The organism is Asticcacaulis sp. P4_H10, assembly GCF_056400965.1.
This window is the reverse complement of record NZ_JBFUKH010000006.1, coordinates 47325-65438: the sequence shown is the minus strand read 5'-3', so window position 1 is coordinate 65438 and position 18114 is coordinate 47325. Positions and strand designations below refer to the sequence as shown.

Genomic DNA, 18114 nt, shown 5'->3' with positions numbered 1-18114 from the left:
TGATGATCCCGATATAGGGACACCACACGGGTAATGCTAGCAGTATAAGGTTACAAATTCGTCAGCTATGCGTAAGTTTTGGCTGACGCGCTGCACGGGTCTCATCCAGACGCTTGGCGGGCGCCAGGTAGGGCGCGCCTTTGAAGCGTTTGACGTCGCCATCGAGCGCCGCTGCGGCCAAAGCGCGCAGCACGGCAATGAAGCCATCGAGCTCGGCCTTCGACTCGGTCTCGGTTGGTTCGATCAGCATGGCGCCATGGACGACCAGCGGGAAGTACATGGTCATCGGGTGGAAGCCTTCGTCGATCATCGCCTTGGCGAAGTCGAGAGTAGTCACGCCGGTGCCTTCCAGCCAGCTGTCGTCGAACAGGGCTTCGTGCATGCAAGGGCCGTCCGGGAACGGCACACTCATGACATCACCCAGTGCTGCCTTGATGTAGTTGGCGTTCAGCACGGCGTCTTCAGCGACTTGCTTGAGGCCATCCGAACCGTGGCTCAGCATATAGGTCAGGGCGCGGATATACATGCCCATCTGGCCGTGGAAGGCGCACATGCGGCCGAAATTGGCCTTGGAGGCGTCTTCGCCGTGCTCTTCAAGCGTAAACCCCTCACCTGCGGACACGACCCACGGACGCGGCGCAAAGGCCGCCAGGGCGTCCGACAGCACCACTGGGCCTGCGCCGGGCCCGCCGCCGCCATGGGGCGTCGAGAAGGTCTTGTGCAGGTTGATATGCATAGCGTCGACGCCCAGGTCGCCCGGGCGAACGCGGCCGACAATGGCGTTGAAGTTGGCGCCGTCGCAGTAGAAGTAGCCGCCGGCGCCGTGGATCAGCTCGGCGATGGTGACGATGTCGCGCTCAAACAAACCGCAGGTGTTCGGGTTGGTCAGCATGATCGCCGCCAGTTGATCACCGGTCGCAGCAATCTTGGCCTTCAGGTCTTCGATATCGACGCGGCCGTCACTGGTCTGGCCGATCTCACGCACCGTATAGCCGACGAAAGCCGCCGTGGCGGGGTTGGTGCCGTGGGCCGACGACGGCACCAGGACCGTGCGGCGCTGCCCCTGCCCCTTGGCTTCGTGGGCCGCCTTGATGGCCAGCAGGCCGCACAGCTCGCCATTGGCGCCCGCCTTGGGTGTCAGGGCGACGGCCGGCATGCCGGTAAGCGTCGTCAGCCAGTGGGCCAGGCTGTCCATCAGCGCCAAAGCGCCCTGGACGGTCGAGACCGGTTGGAGCGGGTGGATGTCGCCCAAGCCCTGGACGCGCGCCATCTTCTCGTTGAGGCGCGGATTGTGCTTCATCGTGCACGAGCCCAGCGGATAGAGCGCCAGGTCAATGGCGTGGTTCTTCTGGCTGAGGCGGACATAGTGGCGCACGGCCTCAGGCTCGGTCAGGCCCGGCAGGTTGAGCGTGTCACCGCGCACCAGATCGCCCAGGTCGGACGTATCGATGGCGACGTCTGCGAAATCGACGCCGGTGCGGTGATAGTCGTCCCATTCGAAGATCAGCTTTTCCGACTGGAGCAGGCCGCGGCCGCCCAGCAGAGTCTTGAACGAGGTGTTCTCGACTTCGAAGTCAGGCGCGGACGGGCGGCCGACAGTGTTCATTTTCGGCGTATCGGCCATCACAGCACCTCCTTCAGGCCAGCGACAAGCGCCGACATATCCGCGTCCGTCACCGTTTCGGTGGCAGCAATGATCAGATGATTGGCAAGGGCAGGATCGGCATCAAGGCGCGATACCGGCACACCGGCCAGGATCCCCTTGGCGGCCAGGGCCTCGACCACTTCGGCGGCGGGCTTGGGCAGCTTCACGGTAAACTCGTTGAAGAAGCGCGGCGTGACGACGTCAATGCCTGCGGCAACCAACTGGTCCTTCAGCGCATGCGCCTTGGCGTAGTTGATCTTGGCGACACGCTTCAGACCTTCCTGGCCGAGCAGGCTCATATGGATCGAGAAGGCCAGGGCACATAGACCGGAATTGGTGCAGATGTTCGACGTCGCCTTATCGCGGCGGATGTGCTGCTCGCGCGTGGAAAGCGTCAGCACGAAGCCGCGCTCGCCGTCGGCGTCGACCGTCTCACCGCACAGGCGGCCCGGCATGTTGCGCAGGTACTTTTCCTTGGCGGCGAACAGGCCGACATAGGGGCCGCCGAACGACAAAGGCACGCCAATCGACTGGCCTTCGACGGCGACGATGTCGGCACCCATTTCACCGGGCGATTTCAAGAGGCCCAGCGACATCACTTCGGTAACGACGACGATGAGCAACGCACCGGCGGCCTGGGCGGCCTCGGCGATCTTGGTCAGGTCGGTGGCGGTACCGAAGACGTTCGGCGTCTGGACGACGACGCACGCCGTGCCGGCGTCGATATGGCTGAGCACTTCGGCTTCGCCATCGACCACCATCGGGCAGGCTTCGGTTTCGATGCCGACGGCGTGCGCCAGGGTCTCAATCGTTTCGCGGTAATGCGGGTGCAGGCCGCCCGACAGGACCGCCTTGTTGCGCTTGGTGATGCGCTGCGCCATCAGCACGCCCTCACCCGCCGCGGTCGAACCGTCATAGAGCGAGGCATTGGCGACCGGCATGCCGGTCAGGCGCGCGACCTGGGTCTGGAACTCGAACAGCACCTGAAGCGTGCCTTGCGCGATCTCGGGCTGGTACGGCGTATAGCTGGTCAGGAACTCCGAACGCTGGATGATGTGATCGACGGTCGCCGGAATGTGGTGGCGGTAGGCGCCCGCACCGACAAAGAACGGCGCCTTGGCCGGGCTCAGGTTCTGAGCGGCAAAGGCATTCAGTTGCGCCTCGACCTCCAGTTCGCCGGCGAATGTCGGCAGGTCGACCGTGCCGCTGCGGCGAGCGGATTGCGGGACATCGACGAACAGGTCGTCGACGGATTTGACACCAATGGTGTCGAGCATCGAAGCCCGGTCGGCCTCGCTCAGCGGCAGGTAACGCATGGGTATTCCTTACAGGGTATCCAGATAGGCTTCGTAGGCGTCGCGATCCATCAGCTCATCCAGCTCGGACGGGTTGGAGAGCTTGACCTTGGCGATCCAGCCGGCGCTTTCCGGCGCGGCATTGACCGTGTCGGGGCTGTTCGGCAGGTCGTCATTGGCAGCGACGACTTCGCCCGAAACCGGCGCATAGACGTCCGACGCGGCCTTGACGCTTTCGACGACGGCAAAGCTGTCGCCCTTGGTCAGGCTCTTGCCGACTTCGGGGATTTCAACAAACACGACGTCGCCCAGGGCATTGGCGGCATAGGCGGTGATGCCGACGAGCGCGGTGTCACCCGTTACTTCGACCCATTCGTGGTCCTTGGTGAACTTCATGAGGCTCTCCTGTCTAGGCTTTGGGTTTGCGGTGATAGCCGTTCGCGACGAACGGCAAAGATACGATTTCTGCGGGGTACGGCTTGCCGCGCACCTCGACATCCAGCTGGGTGCCAATGGCGGCTTCGGCCGGCGGGACATAGCCCATGGCGATGGAATAGCCGAGCGACGGCGACGGCCCGCCCGAGGTGACGACGCCCAAGACGCCGCCATCCTTGGCAACGATCTTTGCGCCTTCGCGTGCCGGCGGACCGGAAAGGATCTTCAGAGCGACGCGGACACGATCGAGTTGGCCGTCGAGCTGCGGCCTCAGACGGTCAAATCCCTTGATATCGCCGCGTGTGACACGCGACTTCGACATGGCAAAGCCCAGATTTGCTTCGGCCAGGCTGTAGCTGGCGTCCATCTCGTGGCCGTAGAGCGGCATACCGGCTTCCATGCGCAGGCTGTCGCGGGCACCGAGACCGATCGGCTTGACAGTCGGATGGGTCAGAAGCTGGTCCCACAGTTCGGCGACCTTGGCGGCCGGGAAGCTGATTTCGAAGCCGTCCTCGCCGGTATAGCCCGAGCGCGAAATGAAGGCTGTTTCGCCCAGCAGATCGAAGGTTCCACATTCCATGAAATATAAATCGCAAGCTGCCGGGCAGAAAGCCTGCATGACATGATTGGCTTTCGGTCCCTGCAGCGCCAGCAGCGCGCGGTCGGTCAGGACTTCAAAGTTGGCTTCCGGCTTCAGGTTTCCGGCGATGATGGCGAAGTCCTGATCCTTGCAGGCGGCGTTGACGACCAGGAAGAAGCCATCGTCCTCCGGACGCGACACCATCCAATCATCGAGAATTCCGGAATTGTCATCCAGCAGCAGTGAATATTTCTGCTTTCCTGGATTTAACACGGCAAAGTCCGTGGGCGTCAGCGCTTCGAGCGTGGCTATGGCGCCCTCACCGGTAAGGCGCGCCTGCCCCATGTGCGAGACATCGAACAGGCCGCAGCTTTCGCGCGTCCATTTGTGCTCGCCCAGCACGCCTTCATACTGAACGGGCATATTGTAACCGGCAAACGGCACAATGCGGCCACCCAAGGCGACGTGGCGGTCATACAGCGGCGTGAATTTTAGAATGTCTTGAGTATCGGGCATGGGGGCTCGCAGATCGACTGAACATCATCTGCCCCCGCTGTCCTTTTAGCCTGAGAGATTTCGGCCTGTTTTGCAACAGCCTTTGCTCCGTCGGCGGATGGCAAGCCATCACTTTCCAGCGTTCTGGTGTCTCTGCGCGGTCCTTTGTGCCTGAGCGTTTCCGGGGCGGTTGCGCCTTCGGCGGCGTGACAAACCGAGTCACGCTCTCTCCCGCGAGAGTCGGTTCCTTGTGCGACGCGAAAGATTAAGAGTCAAGCGGCCTTGCGGAAAACGAGATCTTTCAACCACAACACACCGACAATCACAAAGCCGATCGGGGCAGCGATAATCGCTATCGCCAGGAGAAAAGGCAACGCAATGGCAGTGCGTATATGATCCCACGTTGTGTTCTTGTGATAGTACCAGACGCCTTCAGGCCAGCCGCCGGACTCTATGGCCTCTTTTAACTGGCCAACGGTAACGCTCTGAAGCGCCCAGTAATCCTTGCAGAAAAGCGTGTTCTGCGGAAACGGCCCCTCGCCCCAAGGCATGGACACGCCGAACTCACGCATCAATGCGACGAGTTCTTCGTCAAGATCCTCAGGCTCTACGGCTAGGTCAGCATACAAAACCGCTGCATCGCCTTTGGCTTTAAAACGTTCGATATATGTCGGATCATCTGCCTCCATATCCGTAAGGAGCGCATAGAGGCGGTCCTCAAAAGCCTCAGCCATTATTGACGATGAGGCGCAGGTGGGCCTTCTGGCGAACCTGCGGCGGATCATACTGTTCCGGCCGATTGATGATGTCGGGCCGTTGCAGCAGGCGTTTGCGCACCTTGGTCATCTCGGGCAGCAGCGAGGCTTCGAGGTGGTGGGTCTCGATCTCGATGCATTCATCGGCAATGCGCTCGATATGGCGGTTGTGAAAGCGGCCGGGCGGCGTCACCAGAACCAGCTTCTTCTTCGGGAAGCGTTCCTTCAGGTAACGCGCCGTCGCTGCGTGATCGCCGTCGGCCGTCACCAGATAGCAGACGTCGAACAGATCGTCCTCGGCATCCGCCGCGATCGACAGGGCCAGGTTCACATCGCCCTGCTTTTCGACCGAAAGCTGCCATTTGTGGCCGCACGAATTACAGCCGTCCGTCGCATGGACGAAATGGCCCATGCGGCAGATGACGCCCTGGGACTTCAGCACCTTCATATAGTCTTCGTGGCGCTTGATCTTGCTCTTGGACTGCTGACGGATGGCCGAGCACCAGACCACGCGCTTGACGGCCTCGGATTTTGGCGCGATGGCCCGGCCCAACGCCTTGAGATTCAACCATTTCAGATAGGGACGCTTATAGGCGTCGACGGCGTGATAAAGGTTGAACCCATCGATGTAGAAGGCAGCGCGTTTGCGGAACAGCGGGAACAACCAGCCGCCCGATTTCGGCGGCGTCTTACCGGTCCCCTTGCCTTCACGCCCCGCCATGACAACCCGCCCGTTAATCTTCCGGTAACAGTTAAACCCAACTTCACGGCTTTGTCAGCAGCTTTCGGATTCTAAGCTTATTTTCCGCACCGGACAGGCTTGAACCCGGCAGTTAAATGCCAATGTCTTATAGATAAGTCATTGAAGGAAAAGCCATGTCCGCCATCACCTGCCCCGTCTGCCAGGGTGCGTTCCGCGAAGTCTTGCGCGAAGGCATCCTCATCGATGTTTGCTCGCAATGCAGGGGTGTCTGGCTTGACCGTGGCGAACTGGAAAAGCTCCTGGGCCTCGCGCAGGGGCACGCCCCCATGCCGAACTCTCCGCCGCCGCAATATCAGCCTCCACAACAACCCCAGTATCAGAAGCCGTACAAGCGCGATGACGACGATGATGACGATCGCCGGCGATACGGCGATCAGTACAAGAAGAAGAAAAGAGGTTTCGACCTCGGCGACATATTCGACTTTTGAAAAAGGCAGGGCAAATGCCCTGCCTTTATTACATCTGGTCGGGGGCCGACATGCCCATCAGGTCCAGCCCCAGTTCGAGTTGGCGCAGAGTCAGGGCGACCAGCCCCAGGCGCGAAGCCTTCAGCGCCGTGTCCTCACCCAGCAGGACGGGGCACGCGGCGTAGAATTTCGAAAATGCCTGGGCCAACCGGTAGGTGTGGTCGGCCAGCAAGTTCGGCGCGCGCTTGGTGTATGTTTCCTTCAGCGCTGCATCGAAGGCGTCGAGCAGCAGCACCAGTTCGCGTTCCGCCGACTCGGTTACGGTGATCGTACCAGCGGCCAGGCCCTGCTCCCGTGCTTTGCGCAGGATCGATTTGATCCGCACGGCCTGATAGAGCAGATACGGTCCGGTCTTGCCTTCGAAGCTGGTAAAGCGATCGAGGTCGAAGATGTAGTTGGTCAGGCGGTGATTGGACAGTTCTGCGAACTTCAAGGCCGCCACCGCCACCTTATGGGCCGTATCGGCGAACTCAGCCTCGGACAGTCCCTCGCCCAGCCCGGCCTCCTTCAGCCGCTCTGTCGCCTTTTCGACCGCCTGCCCGATCAGTTCGCCTAATTTAAGCGTCCCGCCGTCGCGCGTCTTGAATGGCGTGCCGTCGGGTCCATTGACCGTGCCATTGGCGGCGTGTTCGAGTTCTCCCTCTTTCGCGAACCCAGCCAGATAGGCGGTGCGGAAGACCTGCTCGAAATGCTCGGCCTGGCGCTGGTCGACAATGTAGAGGCTGAGGTCCGGTCCGTATTCCTTCTGGCGCTGGACGATGGTCGCAACGTCGGTCGTGCCATACATAGCCGAGCCTTCCGACGAGACAACCAGCAGCGGCGGCGGGCTTGGCACCTCGATCACGGAGCCGTCGTCGAGCTTCTTTTTGCGCGTCTCGCCCGACCGCGCAACGTGCACGACCTGGGCGCCCGCGTCTTCGACAAGCAGCCCCTTGGCCTTTAACGCCTCAACCATGCCTTCGATATAGGGATCGGCATCCGATTCGCCCTTCCACCAGTCAAAGGACACGCCCAAAGCGCCATAGTCGCGGATCAGGGCTTCGCGGCTGACGGTGACGAAGTGCTGCCACAGGGCGCGATAGCCTTTACGTCCGGCCTGAAGCTCCTTGGTCGCCTTGCGCGCCCGATCGCGATAGTCTGGATCAGACTTGCCCTTGTTGGACGCCAGCGGATACAGGCGCCCCAGATCGGCCAGCGACACTGGCGGTTCGGACGGATAGTCGCCCGCATAGGCGTCGTCAAAATACGGCAGGCCTGGTTGCTCATCGCTAAGGGCCAGGATCAGCAGGCCCATCTGATAGCCCCAATCGCCGAAGTGGGCGTCGCCCATGACTTCGTCACCCATGTAGCGCATGACACGCTTCAGGCTCTCGCCGATGACGGCAGTGCGCAGGTGGCCGATGTGCATTTCCTTGGCAACGTTGGGGCCGCCGTAGTCGATGATGACCTTGCGCCTGGTTGCCACATTGGGCGCTCCGACGCGCGGGTCGGCCGCCAGCACATTGGCGCGGTCGCTCAAGGCGCCTTCCGACAGGACGAAATTGAGGAAGCCAGGACCGGCGATGTCGGTGCTCTTCAGGCGGGCGTCATCGGCAAAGTGCGCGACGATGCGGCCCGCCACGTCGCGCGGATTGGCCTTGGCCTGCTTGGCGACGGCGAGTGCGCCATTGCACTGAAAATCGGCCAGGTCCGGGCGGTCGGACGCATTGACCCGGCCGGCGGAGGCATCAAAGCCCTCAGCGGTAAAGGCCGCCGCAGCCGCCGTCGTCAGTTGCGTTTTGAAGTCGTTGGATTGGGCGAAAGCGTCGGACATGCAAGATCCAAAGAAGGCTTGAGAAATCTCCGCCCTCTTACGCACCTAGGCTTTCAGATACAAGCCTATTGCTGACCAGCGCCCGAAACGTAGCGGAAGTGCTTGCCGTCGCGGTTGAAGGTCGCCATTTGCGGCGTGACTTCGAAACCGACCAGCACTTCGAAGTTCGAGCCCGACACCGATACGTCGGCGCGCGGAATGACGATACCGTCGAGGCGCGTATTGACGTCGGCGCGCTGCTGGCCCGGCGCGAAGGTCACAGGCAGTTCGAACCACTGCTTGGCCAGGACGGTCGCGTCCTTCTCGGTCACGGCTACCCAGTAGCGATAAGTCTTGCTCTGGCCGTCGGCCTGCGGGCCACGGCCCAGCGAGAAGCCGACATCGATAGCGACCTGAATCGGATCGGCACCCTTGTAGGCGCAGTCCGCGGTTACGCCATTGATTTCGCCGGTCCACATGGCGGCGCTGGTGGCCTCCTTGTTGTCCTTGAACTCATGGTAGCGCGCGGCGTCATACAGCACCTTGACGTACGGGCACGGACCTTCGGCCTTTTGCTTCTTGAGGTTCAGCGTGCGCTCGCCCCACTCGTCTTCCTTCTTGGCCTTGTCCTCGGCGGTTTCTTCCTCGCCCTTGCCACGGCTCTGGGCCAGGACCGGCGAAGCCACAGCGCCCAGCGCAACGGCAAGACACAGGCCGGTAAGAAGACTGCGGGACAAAGAGATCATGAAGAAGCCTATCCTGGACATTCAGCGTTGCCGGGGTAACTGCCGGCCAGCCCTTCCCCCGTAGAAGCGGCGCCGTTAGGCGATGTGTAGCGCCTGTGTGGGCAATTTCAAAGGGTTTTATCGGCTGACTGCGGCCAAATCACGGCGGATCAACTTCGAAGCCGACACCGTCTGTTTGCAGTGGCGAACGACGCGAAAACGCCTTATGTGAGAGACATGTCCGCTTCGTTGAAAGTCTATCTCGCCACGCCGCGCGGTTTTTGCGCCGGTGTCGACCGTGCCATCCAGATCGTCGAACGCGCCCTGGAGCTTTACGGCGCGCCCGTCTATGTGCGCCATGAGATCGTCCACAACCGCCACGTCGTCGACCGGCTGAAGGCGTTGGGCGCCGTGTTCGTCAAGGAACTGGAGCAGTGCCCGCCCGACCGGCCTGTCGTCTTTTCCGCCCACGGCGTGCCCAAATCGGTGCCGGCCGAGGCCGAAACGCGCAAGATGTTCTATCTCGACGCCACCTGCCCATTGGTCTCAAAAGTCCACGTCGAGGCGGAGCGTCACTTTACTGAAGGCCGCGAGATCGTTCTGATCGGCCACGCCGGCCACCCCGAAGTCATCGGCACCATGGGGCAACTGCCCGAAGGCGTCGTCAAGCTGATCGAGACGGTTGAGGACGCGCGCGCCTTTACGCCGATCGACGCGGCGAATCTCGCCTTCGTCACCCAGACGACCCTGTCGGTCGACGACACGTCGGAAATCGTCGGCGTCCTCAAGGCACGCTTCCCGCAGATCGCCGTGCCGCACAAGGAAGACATCTGCTACGCCACGACCAATCGCCAGGACGCCGTCAAGGACATCAGCGCCGAGTGCGACCTGGTGCTGGTCATCGGCTCGGCCAAGTCGTCGAACTCCCAGCGCCTGGTCGAAGTTGCCATGCGCGCCGGCGCGCGCGCGGCCTACCTGGTTGACGACGCGTCGCACGTCGACTGGTCGTGGTTCGATGGCGTCAAGGTACTGGGCATTTCCGCCGGCGCATCGGCGCCCGAAAACCTGATCAGCGACCTGGTCAATGCGGTAACCGCGCGCTTCGAAGCCGAGGTGATCGAGAATGCCGGCGTCCAGGAAACCGTGACCTTCAAACTGCCGCGCGTGCTGACCCAGGTATAACGATGAGCAAGGTCACAATCTACACCGACGGCGCCTGCAAGGGTAATCCCGGCCCGGGCGGCTGGGGCGCCATCCTCATGGCCAATGGTCATGAGAAGGAACTCTATGGCTATGAGGCCAATACGACCAATAACCGCATGGAGCTGATGGCGGTCATTGCCGCGCTCGAAGCGCTGAAAAAGCCGTGCGAAGTCGAGCTGCACGCCGACAGCCAGTATGTCCTCAAGGGCATCAAGGAGTGGATCCACGGCTGGAAGGCGCGCGGCTGGAAGACCGCCGACAAGAAGCCGGTGAAGAATGACGACCTGTGGATGCGCCTCGATGCGGCCACGAAAGCCCACAAGATCAAGTGGCACTGGGTCAAGGGCCACGCCGGCCACGAACTCAACGAACGCGCCGATCAGTTGGCCAATAAAGGCATTACCGAAGCGCGCCTGGCGTCCTGACCCGCTTCCACCCTGCACGTTTGTGAGATTTGCCAGCTTAATGTTGTGAGTTCACAACATTATCGTTGACGCACCACACCACCCGATGTAAGGAATACACAACATTTTACAAGGGATACACAACACAATGTTTGGCTGGCCTAACTCACCTCGATACGTCCTGACGTCGATTGTCCTGTGGCTGATCTTCCTGGCCGCAATTTTCGGTGTGACCTGGGGCAAGTACAATGGATGGCCCGACTCGGCCCTTTGGGCGTTGGCCCTCGTGCCGGCCGCGACCGTCCTCATCCAGACCTTCATGGCCTACAACCTGATTTCCAAGCAGGACGAATTCGTTCGCGCCCTCATCGCCAAGCGCATGCTGGCGGCGACCGGCGCAACCATAACCGTCGTAGTCGCCTATGGCCCCTTCCAGCAGTTGCTGAACGCACCCGAGGTTCCCGCCTGGGTCGTCTATCCCCTGTTCTGGGGCTTGTTCGGGATGCTGAGCGGTGTCATCCGCGACGGAGGGCGGGCATGAAAAGCCGCCTGAAAGTCCTGCGCGCCGAACGCGACCTGACGCAGGAACAGCTTGCTACCCTGATCGGCGTGTCACGGTACGCAATCAATGCGCTCGAAACCGAACGTCACGACCCGTCGCTGGATCTGGCCTATCGCATCTCCAGCGCGCTCTCGCTCACTGTCGAGCAGGTCTTCCCTAATCCGTACGCGCCCTAATCCTTAGCTGAAAGACTAAGTCCCATGAAAAAGCTCATCTCCACACTGGCCGCGCTCGCGGCCGGTATCGCCCTCGCCTTGCCTGCATTTGCCGGAGATTTCAAAAGCGACCGCATTGTCGTCACCACAACGGGTGAAGGCGCCGACGTCATTCTGATACCCGGCCTGTCATCCTCAGCTTCGGTGTGGGACACAACCGTCCAGGCCGTGCCCGGCTATCGCTATCACGTCGTCCAGGTCAAAGGCTTCGCTGGTTTTCCCGCTGAAGCCAATGCGACCGGTCCGGTCATAGCCCCGCTCGCGGAGGAAATAGCCCGCTACATCGTGTCGGAAAAGCTCGATCGCCCGGCCGTGACAGGCCATTCGATGGGCGGCTCGGTCGGCATGATGGTGGCCGCGCGCCACCCCGGCCTGGTCTCCCGGCTGATGGTCGTCGACATGATCCCGTTCATGGGGGCAATGTTCCTGCCCAATGCAACACCCCAGTCCGTAGCCCCTGTCGCCGCCCAGATTCGCGACGGCATTGCCAATGCATCGGCGGACACGCGTCTGGCGACGATGAAGCAAACCATAGCCGGAATGATAAAAACCGAATCCTTCCACACCGCGGCCATAAAACAAAGCGTAGAAAGCGATCCCGTGACTTCGGGCCAGGTCATGTATGACCTGATCACCACGGATCTTCGCCCCGAACTGGTCAATATCAAGGTGCCTCTGCGTGTCCTGTGGGTGCTGCCGCCAAGCGCACCGCTTACGGCCGAGCAGATGTCAGGCTACTACCAGATGTCCTATGCCACTGCGCCCAACGTGTCGCTGAGGCAGATCACCGACAGCTATCATTTCATCATGTACGACCAGCCCGAAGTCTTTCAGGCCGAACTGAAAGCGTTTCTTAAGTGAGAGAAAGGTCGCGGGCGAACCTCTGGGCATTGGCGACGTAGTGATCTGCCGAACGCCTGAGGCCCGCGACCTGTTCCGGCGTCAGTTCACGCACCACCCGCGCTGGCGAGCCCAGAATCAGCACGCCATCAGGATAGGTCTTTCCCTCAGGTACCAGCGATCCCGCGCCGACAATGCTGTCGCGGCCTATGACCGCGCGGTTAAGAATGATCGAACCGATGCCAATCAAGGCATTATCGCCGATGGTGCAGCCGTGCAGCGTCACATTATGGCCGACGGTGACGCCCTCGCCTATGGTCAGCGGGGATCCGGGATCGGAATGCAGGACCGAGCCATCCTGGATATTGCTGCGGGCCCCGATGATTATCGGCTCATTGTCGCCACGCACCACCGCGTTGAACCAGATGCTGGCGCCCTCATTCATGACGACATCACCTAAGACCAGGGCGCCCGGCGCAACCCAGGCTGTCTCGGCCAAACGCGGCTGTGTCCCACCCAATCGATAAAGCGGCATGACCAACTCCCGGCGCGCAACCATGACAGTTCTGCGAAATTCGCGCCTTATGGTTAATTTTCATCATTCGGTAATGTTCGGAGCAGATTCTCATAGCAACCTTACGGCAGAATCAGCTTTACTCCCTAAGGTACGGCGATGGAGGAATCCCCGCCGGTACAAAGGCTTTGTACCTTAAGAGGTCCGAGTGGCAATACCGCGTTCGATGTTGGGCATTGCACTTCCGCCGCCGCCGACCTTCGGCCCCGGCGGACCTTCGCGGTTCTGCCTTTTTCTGTTCCCTATCTCGTATGTCACGGCGACGCCACTTATGGCCTCGCCTTTTTTCATGCCTTTTTGCGGCCGGCACAGCCGCGCAAGGCAATTTGAAGGAGCATGTTCATGACCAAGCGATCCGCCAAGCGTTTCCTGCGTGAAGGCCACCTGGACGAGTCGGCCTTTTCGACCGATTCGAAAGTGCGTCGGCTGAACGTGCATGTCGGCGGCGGCGGCGGTGGCGCCTGGTCGCCGATGGGCAATGCCAATGATGAGCGGGAACAGGGCTACCTCAAAACCATAAAACCCAAATCCGAAGGCCAGGCTGCCCTGCTCAGCGCCATCGACGAAAAGAACCTGGTCCTGGCACTGGGCCCCGCAGGCACCGGCAAGACCTACCTAGCCATCGCCAAGGCCGTCGAAGCGCTGGAAAGCGGCAAGGTTGGCCGCATCGTCCTGTCGCGCCCGGCGGTCGAAGCCGGCGAATCGATCGGCTTCCTGCCCGGCGACATGGAAGACAAGCTGGCGCCCTACCTGCGCCCCCTCTACGACGCCCTCACCGACCGCCTCAGCATGAAGCGCGTCAAGGCGCTGATCCAGGAAGGCCTGATCGAAATCGCCCCGGTCGGCTATATGCGCGGCCGCACGCTCAACAACGCCTTTGTCGTCATCGATGAGGCGCAGAACTGCACCTATACGCAGCTCAAGATGCTGCTGACGCGCCTGGGCTGGAACTCAACCATGGTCGTCACCGGCGACCCGGCGCAGTCCGACCTTTTGACAGGGCTGTCGGGCCTGGCCGATGTCGCCGACCGCTTCGAACCGCTCGACACCATCGCCGTCGTCCGCCTGAAGGACAAGGACATCGTCCGCCATCCGCTGGTCGCCACCATGCTGGGCGTGCTGTAATCTCCGGGCAGCATGAACGGCAAAAGGCGGCAGGTTCTCCTGCCGCCTTACTTTTTACCCCGCCTTGTCCCGCTTAAGGATCAGAAAAGTCCGCGCTCGAACGACGCCGGGCAGCACCGACAGACGGTCACGGGCATCGTTGAGGCCGGCAGAATTCATGTGCGATATCTCGACAAGGAGGTCGATTTCGCCTGCCAGGGAATAACAGCGGTCGACCGCCGGGTCCGCGACAATGGCCGCCACCGCCTGGGGCATGGGCGTACTGGCAAGTTCCAGGCAGACCATGGCCGCCACCCCACCGACCTTTTCCAGCGCTATCTCGGCCCGGTATCCCGTAATCAGTTGCTCCGCTTCGAGACGCGCAATGCGCGCCCGGATCGAACTGCGGGCAAGCCCAATCTTTCCGGCGATGGTCTTGAGCGGCGCCCGCGCATCCTGGCGCAAAAGGGCGACAATCTGACGGTCGACATCATCCATGCTGAGGTCTCGATGGTTCAAATGGCGGCGAAACCGCCATTCGGGCGGAAGACGCAGGCGCGTTGCCCGACTATTTAAATAGGCATGCTAAACCGGCGCTTTGCAATCACGCTTTTACTCAACGCCCTGTATGCGCCGGGTGCAACGAAAGCCAGGCCTGTGAAAATCGAACCCATTCATCCCGAAAACACCTCCTACGCTCAGGCCGTGCAAGTCACCTCACCCAACCGGTGGCTGTTCATCAGCGGCCAGGTGCCGGCCGATGAAGACGGCAATGTGCCTGGCGATTTCAGCGACCAGGCGCGGCTGGCGTGGCGTAATGTTGTCAGGCAACTGGCGCATGCCGGCATGACGACAGACAACCTCGCCAAGGTGACGATCTTCCTGTCCGACAGAGGCTATCGCGCAGAGAATACCACGGTGCGTCATGAGATTCTGAAGGGCCATAAGCCCGCGCTCACCGTCGTTATTGCCGCGATATTCGACGAAGCATGGTTGATCGAGATTGAGGCCGTGGCTGTCGCATGAGATTGTCTTTTCCCGCCTGCCTCATCGTCGTGGCCGCACTTGCCGGCTGCACATCCAAAGCCTCACTGCCGGCGTCTGAGGCCCAGCGATGGACCCCCCAAGCGATCGCCAGCGACCAGTACGAAACCACGCCGACCTTCACGGCCGATGGCCGCGAGATATACTTTTTCAAAGCCGATCCGGCCTTCAGCGCCTACAGGCTTTACTGGTCGCGATGCGAAGCAAACGGATGGAGCCCGGCGATGCAGGTGCCCTTTGCAGCCCCGCCCCCGGCGATCGAATCCGACCCCGGGATCACGCCGGACGGCAAACGCCTGTACTACATATCTACCCGCCAGGCGCCGGGCAGCGACGATTTCGATATCTGGTACGTCGATCGCGTAAGCGATGGCTGGGGACCACCGCAAAGACTGCCCGCGCCAGTCAATTCGACGGCCTCGGAACTGCTTCCCCGTGCCGACGCGTCGGGAAACCTCTATTTTGGCTCAGCACGCGACGGCGGGCATGGCGGCGGCGACATCTACGTCGCGACTCAGCGCAACGGCCGGTGGCAGGTCGCCAATGTCGGCGCACCTGTCAGCACCGCGGCCTTTGAATACGAAGCGGAAATCTCACGCGACGGCCGCACCATGGTGATCGTCGCCGATCGGGGCGACAAATCGCATCTCTACCGCTTCGAGAAGACCGGAGATGGCTGGGTGGAGCGTGGGCGTATTCCCGCAAAGCCCGACGTCTTCCAGGTAGGCCCGCTGCTGTCGCCCGACGCTAAGCGGCTGTTGTTCGCACAGGCCGATCCGCAGCGTTCGGGTGAGATGTATATTGTCGACCTTGTCCCCAAAGCCGAGGAAGCCTGGCCGCCGAAATGCAACGGCCGTTAAGCCCTCATCCAATCAGGCTGGCGGCGAGATTGATCGCCACGGCCAGGATGGTGGTATTGAACGCAAAGGCAAAGACGCAGTGGCCGAGGGCCAGCCTTCGCATACCCTTCGAAGCTATGGCGACGTCCGCCGTCTGCGACGCCGCACCGATGATGAAGGCGAAATAGGCAAAATCGAGATAGTCCGGCGTACCGGTCTTGTCAGGAAAAATTAACGGCGGCTCCGAATCCCGCTGGATCGCCAGGTAATAGCCGTGGGCGTAATGCAGGGCGAAGATCGTATGCACAAACAGCCAGGTCGTTAGCAGCGTAGCCGCCGCAAGCAAAAGCGCCAGCAAACGCAGTCGGCCGTGCAGTCGCGTCGCCTCGGATAACTCCGTGGCAATGGCGGTGATACACACCAGTACCGCCAGTCCGGTAAGGATCAGGATCGCCTGGCGCCCGACATCCTGAGCCGCGGCACGCTGGCGGACGTCTTCAGCATCACCACCAAACATGATGCGCGCCGCCATCAGGAGGTACAGGGTGGCTGATGCGTTCCAGGCGATGAGTATGGCCTGCGACACCCGCAAATGAACCAGTTGGGTAAGGCCAAGAGCAAGTACGACCGCAAAAGCAGCCGCAGCGACAAGCCAGGGGTGGCTGCGGACGACACGAACAAAAGGATGACCAGGCATCGACAAGACTCCGCTAAGTCGGCCTCTGCGAAGTTGGTGCGGGCGGCCGGACTCGAACCGGCATGGGATTGCTCCCGACGGATTTTAAGTCCGTAGCGTCTACCATTTCGCCACGCCCGCGTTTCATCTGCTCAAATATTTTGGGGCAGAAGGACAAGCCTTCTGCCCCAATTGGCCAGTCAGGTAAAGGCCCTTACTTCTTGATTTCGGGGCGCGTGAAGGTGACGCTGGTGTTAGCCATCATCCACACCGTTGCCGTCCAGGCTGCGACGTTCTGCTTCATCTGCGCCGGATCGATGCGTTCGATGACGTCGTTAGCCGTGTGGTGAACGTCGAAATAATCGTAACCGTCCTGCTCGAGGTCAAACGCCGGCACACCCGATTCGTGCAAGGGGCCGCTGTCGGTGCCGCCAGTTGGCACCGCCTTGGCGTCGATATAGACGGCCAGCGGATAAAGGACATTGCCGAGATTGGTCAGGAAGGCCTTGTCCTCGGTCGGCATCAGGCTGATCGCATAGATCTTGCCGGCGCCGAAATCCGATTCGCCTGCGGCAATGAAGTTGGGCAGGTTGTCGCGATAGGTGTCGCGGAACTTGCCGCCGCCGGCGTCATTGAAGCCGTCCGGCTGCGACACCTCTTCCGAGCCCCAGAAAACGACGCGAATGGTGCGCTTGGGTTTCAGTCCGGAATCGATGATCGTCTTGGCCGCCGCCATGGTGATGGCCAGGCCGGAGGCGTCGTCGATGGCGCCGGTCCCTAGGTCCCAGCTGTCGATATGGCCGCCCATGGCGATGACTTCATTGGGCTTTTCAGTACCGACAACGTCAGCCACGACATTTTGCGATTGGCCGAGGCCAAGGAACTTCGCGCCGCTGGCCATGCGCAGACGCAGCGGCCCGGCCTCACCCTTGGCCTGCATCTTCAGGATGCGTCTCAAGGCTTCTGCGTCGGGCGTGCTGATCGCCATGGATGGGATGCCCTTGCCGTCGGACCAGGTCGTAGCGCCGGTATGGGCAAAACGGTCGGTCTCGGTGCCGAGTGAACGCAGGACAAAGCCGACTGCGCCGCGTTTCTGGGCGACACCCGGGCCGCCGGAACGAACGCTGCCGGACATGCGGCCGTAGCCAGAGCCGTTGCTGGCGCGCGCCATCGGCTGAAGGATGACGACGATCTTGCCCGCGACGTCGGTCTTGCTGTCGAGAAAGGCCTGGTAGGTTTCGAACATGACGGCTTCGGCGTCAGCGACACCGGCCGTTGAGCCGCCAAGCGCCGTACCGACCAGCTTTTGCGGGAACGGCGCGGTGATCTCGATGCTTTCGGCGCCACGTTCCCAGCCGTAGAGCGGGAAGGTCTGGATGTGGACGTTCTGGAAGCCCATCTTCTTCAGCTCTTCCGCCGACCATTCCGCCGCCTTGCGCTCGGATTCGCCACCGGCCGGACGGGCGCCGAAGCGCGTCGTCATCTGGGCGACGAAGTCATAAGCGACTTCGGACTTCAGGGCGGCGTCGCGCAAGGCCGCAGCCTGGACTTCGACGGGTTCGGCGCCAAGTGCCGGCGCAGGCGCCGCTACCGGCTTGGCCTTGGGCTTTGACGCTGCGGTTGCGCTGACGGCGCCCATCCCGGTTGTAAGGGCAAGAGCGGCCAGCAGGCCTGCGGTCACGGTTTTCATATCATGCGTCC

At 61.6% G+C, this 18114-nt stretch carries 21 protein-coding genes, 1 tRNA gene and 2 riboswitches; of the genes, 9 read left to right on the top strand and 13 right to left on the bottom strand.

The genetic code is table 11. The features are described from left to right. Positions 1–61 precede the first annotated feature (61 nt). The 6 genes from gcvPB to AC1DON_RS11995 form a co-directional block, all read right to left on the bottom strand. Entirely contained in the window at positions 62–1606 is a 1545-nt protein-coding gene (gene gcvPB / locus AC1DON_RS12020) for an aminomethyl-transferring glycine dehydrogenase subunit GcvPB (RefSeq protein ID WP_476935326.1), read from the bottom strand. A gap of 17 nt (positions 1607–1623) precedes the next feature. Next, entirely contained in the window at positions 1624–2961 is a 1338-nt protein-coding gene (gene gcvPA / locus AC1DON_RS12015; protein WP_476935039.1) for an aminomethyl-transferring glycine dehydrogenase subunit GcvPA, read from the bottom strand. Positions 2962–2970: 9 nt separating this feature from the next. Then, positions 2971–3336 carry a glycine cleavage system protein GcvH gene (gcvH, locus tag AC1DON_RS12010; RefSeq protein WP_476935038.1) on the bottom strand — a complete coding sequence of 122 codons (366 nt, stop codon included), beginning with the start codon at positions 3334–3336 and terminating at the stop codon, positions 2971–2973. A gap of 13 nt (positions 3337–3349) precedes the next feature. Then, positions 3350–4471, bottom strand: coding sequence for a glycine cleavage system aminomethyltransferase GcvT (gene gcvT / locus AC1DON_RS12005; protein WP_476935037.1), 1122 nt, complete (start codon positions 4469–4471; stop codon positions 3350–3352). A 27-nt stretch (positions 4472–4498) separates the two neighbouring features. Then, a riboswitch (glycine riboswitch) is annotated at positions 4499–4597 on the bottom strand. A gap of 1 nt (position 4598) precedes the next feature. Next, positions 4599–4694, bottom strand: a riboswitch (glycine riboswitch). Between the two features lie 28 nt (positions 4695–4722). Next, on the bottom strand, positions 4723–5184 hold the full coding sequence (locus tag AC1DON_RS12000; RefSeq protein ID WP_476935036.1) for a hypothetical protein: 462 nt from the start codon (positions 5182–5184) through the stop codon (positions 4723–4725). Further along, positions 5177–5926 carry an NYN domain-containing protein gene (locus tag AC1DON_RS11995; RefSeq protein WP_476935035.1) on the bottom strand — a complete coding sequence of 250 codons (750 nt, stop codon included), beginning with the start codon at positions 5924–5926 and terminating at the stop codon, positions 5177–5179. Before AC1DON_RS11995 ends, AC1DON_RS12000 begins: the two co-directional genes overlap by 8 nt. A gap of 155 nt (positions 5927–6081) precedes the next feature. Between AC1DON_RS11995 and AC1DON_RS11990 the strand changes: the two genes are divergently transcribed. Continuing rightward, a complete protein-coding gene (locus tag AC1DON_RS11990; protein ID WP_476935034.1) occupies positions 6082–6396 on the top strand; it encodes a TFIIB-type zinc ribbon-containing protein in 315 nt (104 codons plus the stop codon). Positions 6397–6424: 28 nt separating this feature from the next. Here the strand turns inward: AC1DON_RS11990 and argS are convergent, their stop codons facing one another. Further along, the gene (gene argS, locus AC1DON_RS11985; RefSeq protein WP_476935033.1) at positions 6425–8248 is read right to left on the bottom strand and encodes an arginine--tRNA ligase; all 1824 of its coding nucleotides are present in this window, start codon (positions 8246–8248) and stop codon (positions 6425–6427) included. 65 nt (positions 8249–8313) lie between these two features. Beyond that, complete coding sequence (locus tag AC1DON_RS11980; RefSeq protein WP_476935032.1) at positions 8314–8973, bottom strand: Tat pathway signal sequence domain protein; 660 nt, start codon at positions 8971–8973, stop codon at positions 8314–8316. A gap of 216 nt (positions 8974–9189) precedes the next feature. Between AC1DON_RS11980 and ispH the strand changes: the two genes are divergently transcribed. The 5 genes from ispH to AC1DON_RS11955 all read left to right on the top strand — a co-directional run bounded on the left by ispH (position 9190) and on the right by AC1DON_RS11955 (position 12197). After that, on the top strand, positions 9190–10134 hold the full coding sequence (gene ispH, locus AC1DON_RS11975) for a 4-hydroxy-3-methylbut-2-enyl diphosphate reductase (protein ID WP_476935031.1): 945 nt from the start codon (positions 9190–9192) through the stop codon (positions 10132–10134). Positions 10135–10136: 2 nt separating this feature from the next. After that, positions 10137–10580, top strand: coding sequence for a ribonuclease HI (rnhA, locus tag AC1DON_RS11970; protein ID WP_476935030.1), 444 nt, complete (start codon positions 10137–10139; stop codon positions 10578–10580). A gap of 127 nt (positions 10581–10707) precedes the next feature. Continuing rightward, on the top strand, positions 10708–11100 hold the full coding sequence (locus AC1DON_RS11965) for a hypothetical protein (RefSeq protein WP_476935029.1): 393 nt from the start codon (positions 10708–10710) through the stop codon (positions 11098–11100). After that, the gene (locus AC1DON_RS11960) at positions 11097–11297 is read left to right on the top strand and encodes a helix-turn-helix transcriptional regulator (protein WP_476935028.1); all 201 of its coding nucleotides are present in this window, start codon (positions 11097–11099) and stop codon (positions 11295–11297) included. The genes AC1DON_RS11965 and AC1DON_RS11960 overlap by 4 nt, the downstream gene beginning before the upstream one ends. A 24-nt stretch (positions 11298–11321) precedes the next feature. Beyond that, on the top strand, positions 11322–12197 hold the full coding sequence (locus tag AC1DON_RS11955) for an alpha/beta fold hydrolase (protein ID WP_476935027.1): 876 nt from the start codon (positions 11322–11324) through the stop codon (positions 12195–12197). Here the strand turns inward: AC1DON_RS11955 and AC1DON_RS11950 are convergent. Next, a complete protein-coding gene (locus AC1DON_RS11950) occupies positions 12190–12711 on the bottom strand; it encodes a gamma carbonic anhydrase family protein (RefSeq protein WP_476935026.1) in 522 nt (173 codons plus the stop codon). The two genes, AC1DON_RS11955 and AC1DON_RS11950, sit on opposite strands and share 8 nt — an antisense overlap. Before the next feature lie 381 nt (positions 12712–13092). On the opposite strand from AC1DON_RS11950, the gene AC1DON_RS11945 reads away from it, so the two are divergent. Continuing rightward, positions 13093–13875 carry a PhoH family protein gene (locus tag AC1DON_RS11945; protein WP_476935025.1) on the top strand — a complete coding sequence of 261 codons (783 nt, stop codon included), beginning with the start codon at positions 13093–13095 and terminating at the stop codon, positions 13873–13875. Positions 13876–13929: 54 nt separating this feature from the next. On the opposite strand, the gene AC1DON_RS11940 is transcribed toward AC1DON_RS11945, so the two are convergent. Then, positions 13930–14352: an Lrp/AsnC family transcriptional regulator gene (locus tag AC1DON_RS11940; protein ID WP_476935024.1), complete on the bottom strand. Its 423-nt coding sequence runs from the start codon at positions 14350–14352 to the stop codon at positions 13930–13932. A 159-nt stretch (positions 14353–14511) separates the two neighbouring features. Here AC1DON_RS11940 and AC1DON_RS11935 point away from each other — a divergent pair, with 159 nt between their 5' ends. Together AC1DON_RS11935 and AC1DON_RS11930 are read left to right on the top strand one after the other, a co-directional pair. Further along, on the top strand, positions 14512–14880 hold the full coding sequence (locus AC1DON_RS11935; protein ID WP_476935023.1) for a RidA family protein: 369 nt from the start codon (positions 14512–14514) through the stop codon (positions 14878–14880). After that, the gene (locus tag AC1DON_RS11930; RefSeq protein WP_476935022.1) at positions 14877–15758 is read left to right on the top strand and encodes a hypothetical protein; all 882 of its coding nucleotides are present in this window, start codon (positions 14877–14879) and stop codon (positions 15756–15758) included. The genes AC1DON_RS11935 and AC1DON_RS11930 overlap by 4 nt, the downstream gene beginning before the upstream one ends. Before the next feature lie 4 nt (positions 15759–15762). On the opposite strand, the gene AC1DON_RS11925 is transcribed toward AC1DON_RS11930, so the two are convergent. From AC1DON_RS11925 to AC1DON_RS11915, 3 genes are all read right to left on the bottom strand, one after another. Continuing rightward, positions 15763–16434 carry a DUF1345 domain-containing protein gene (locus tag AC1DON_RS11925; RefSeq protein WP_476935021.1) on the bottom strand — a complete coding sequence of 224 codons (672 nt, stop codon included), beginning with the start codon at positions 16432–16434 and terminating at the stop codon, positions 15763–15765. Positions 16435–16468: 34 nt separating this feature from the next. Then, positions 16469–16554: transfer RNA gene (locus AC1DON_RS11920), tRNA-Leu, on the bottom strand. Between the two features lie 73 nt (positions 16555–16627). Next, positions 16628–18103 carry a M20/M25/M40 family metallo-hydrolase gene (locus AC1DON_RS11915; RefSeq protein WP_476935020.1) on the bottom strand — a complete coding sequence of 492 codons (1476 nt, stop codon included), beginning with the start codon at positions 18101–18103 and terminating at the stop codon, positions 16628–16630. Between the last annotated feature and the right edge of the window lie 11 nt (positions 18104–18114).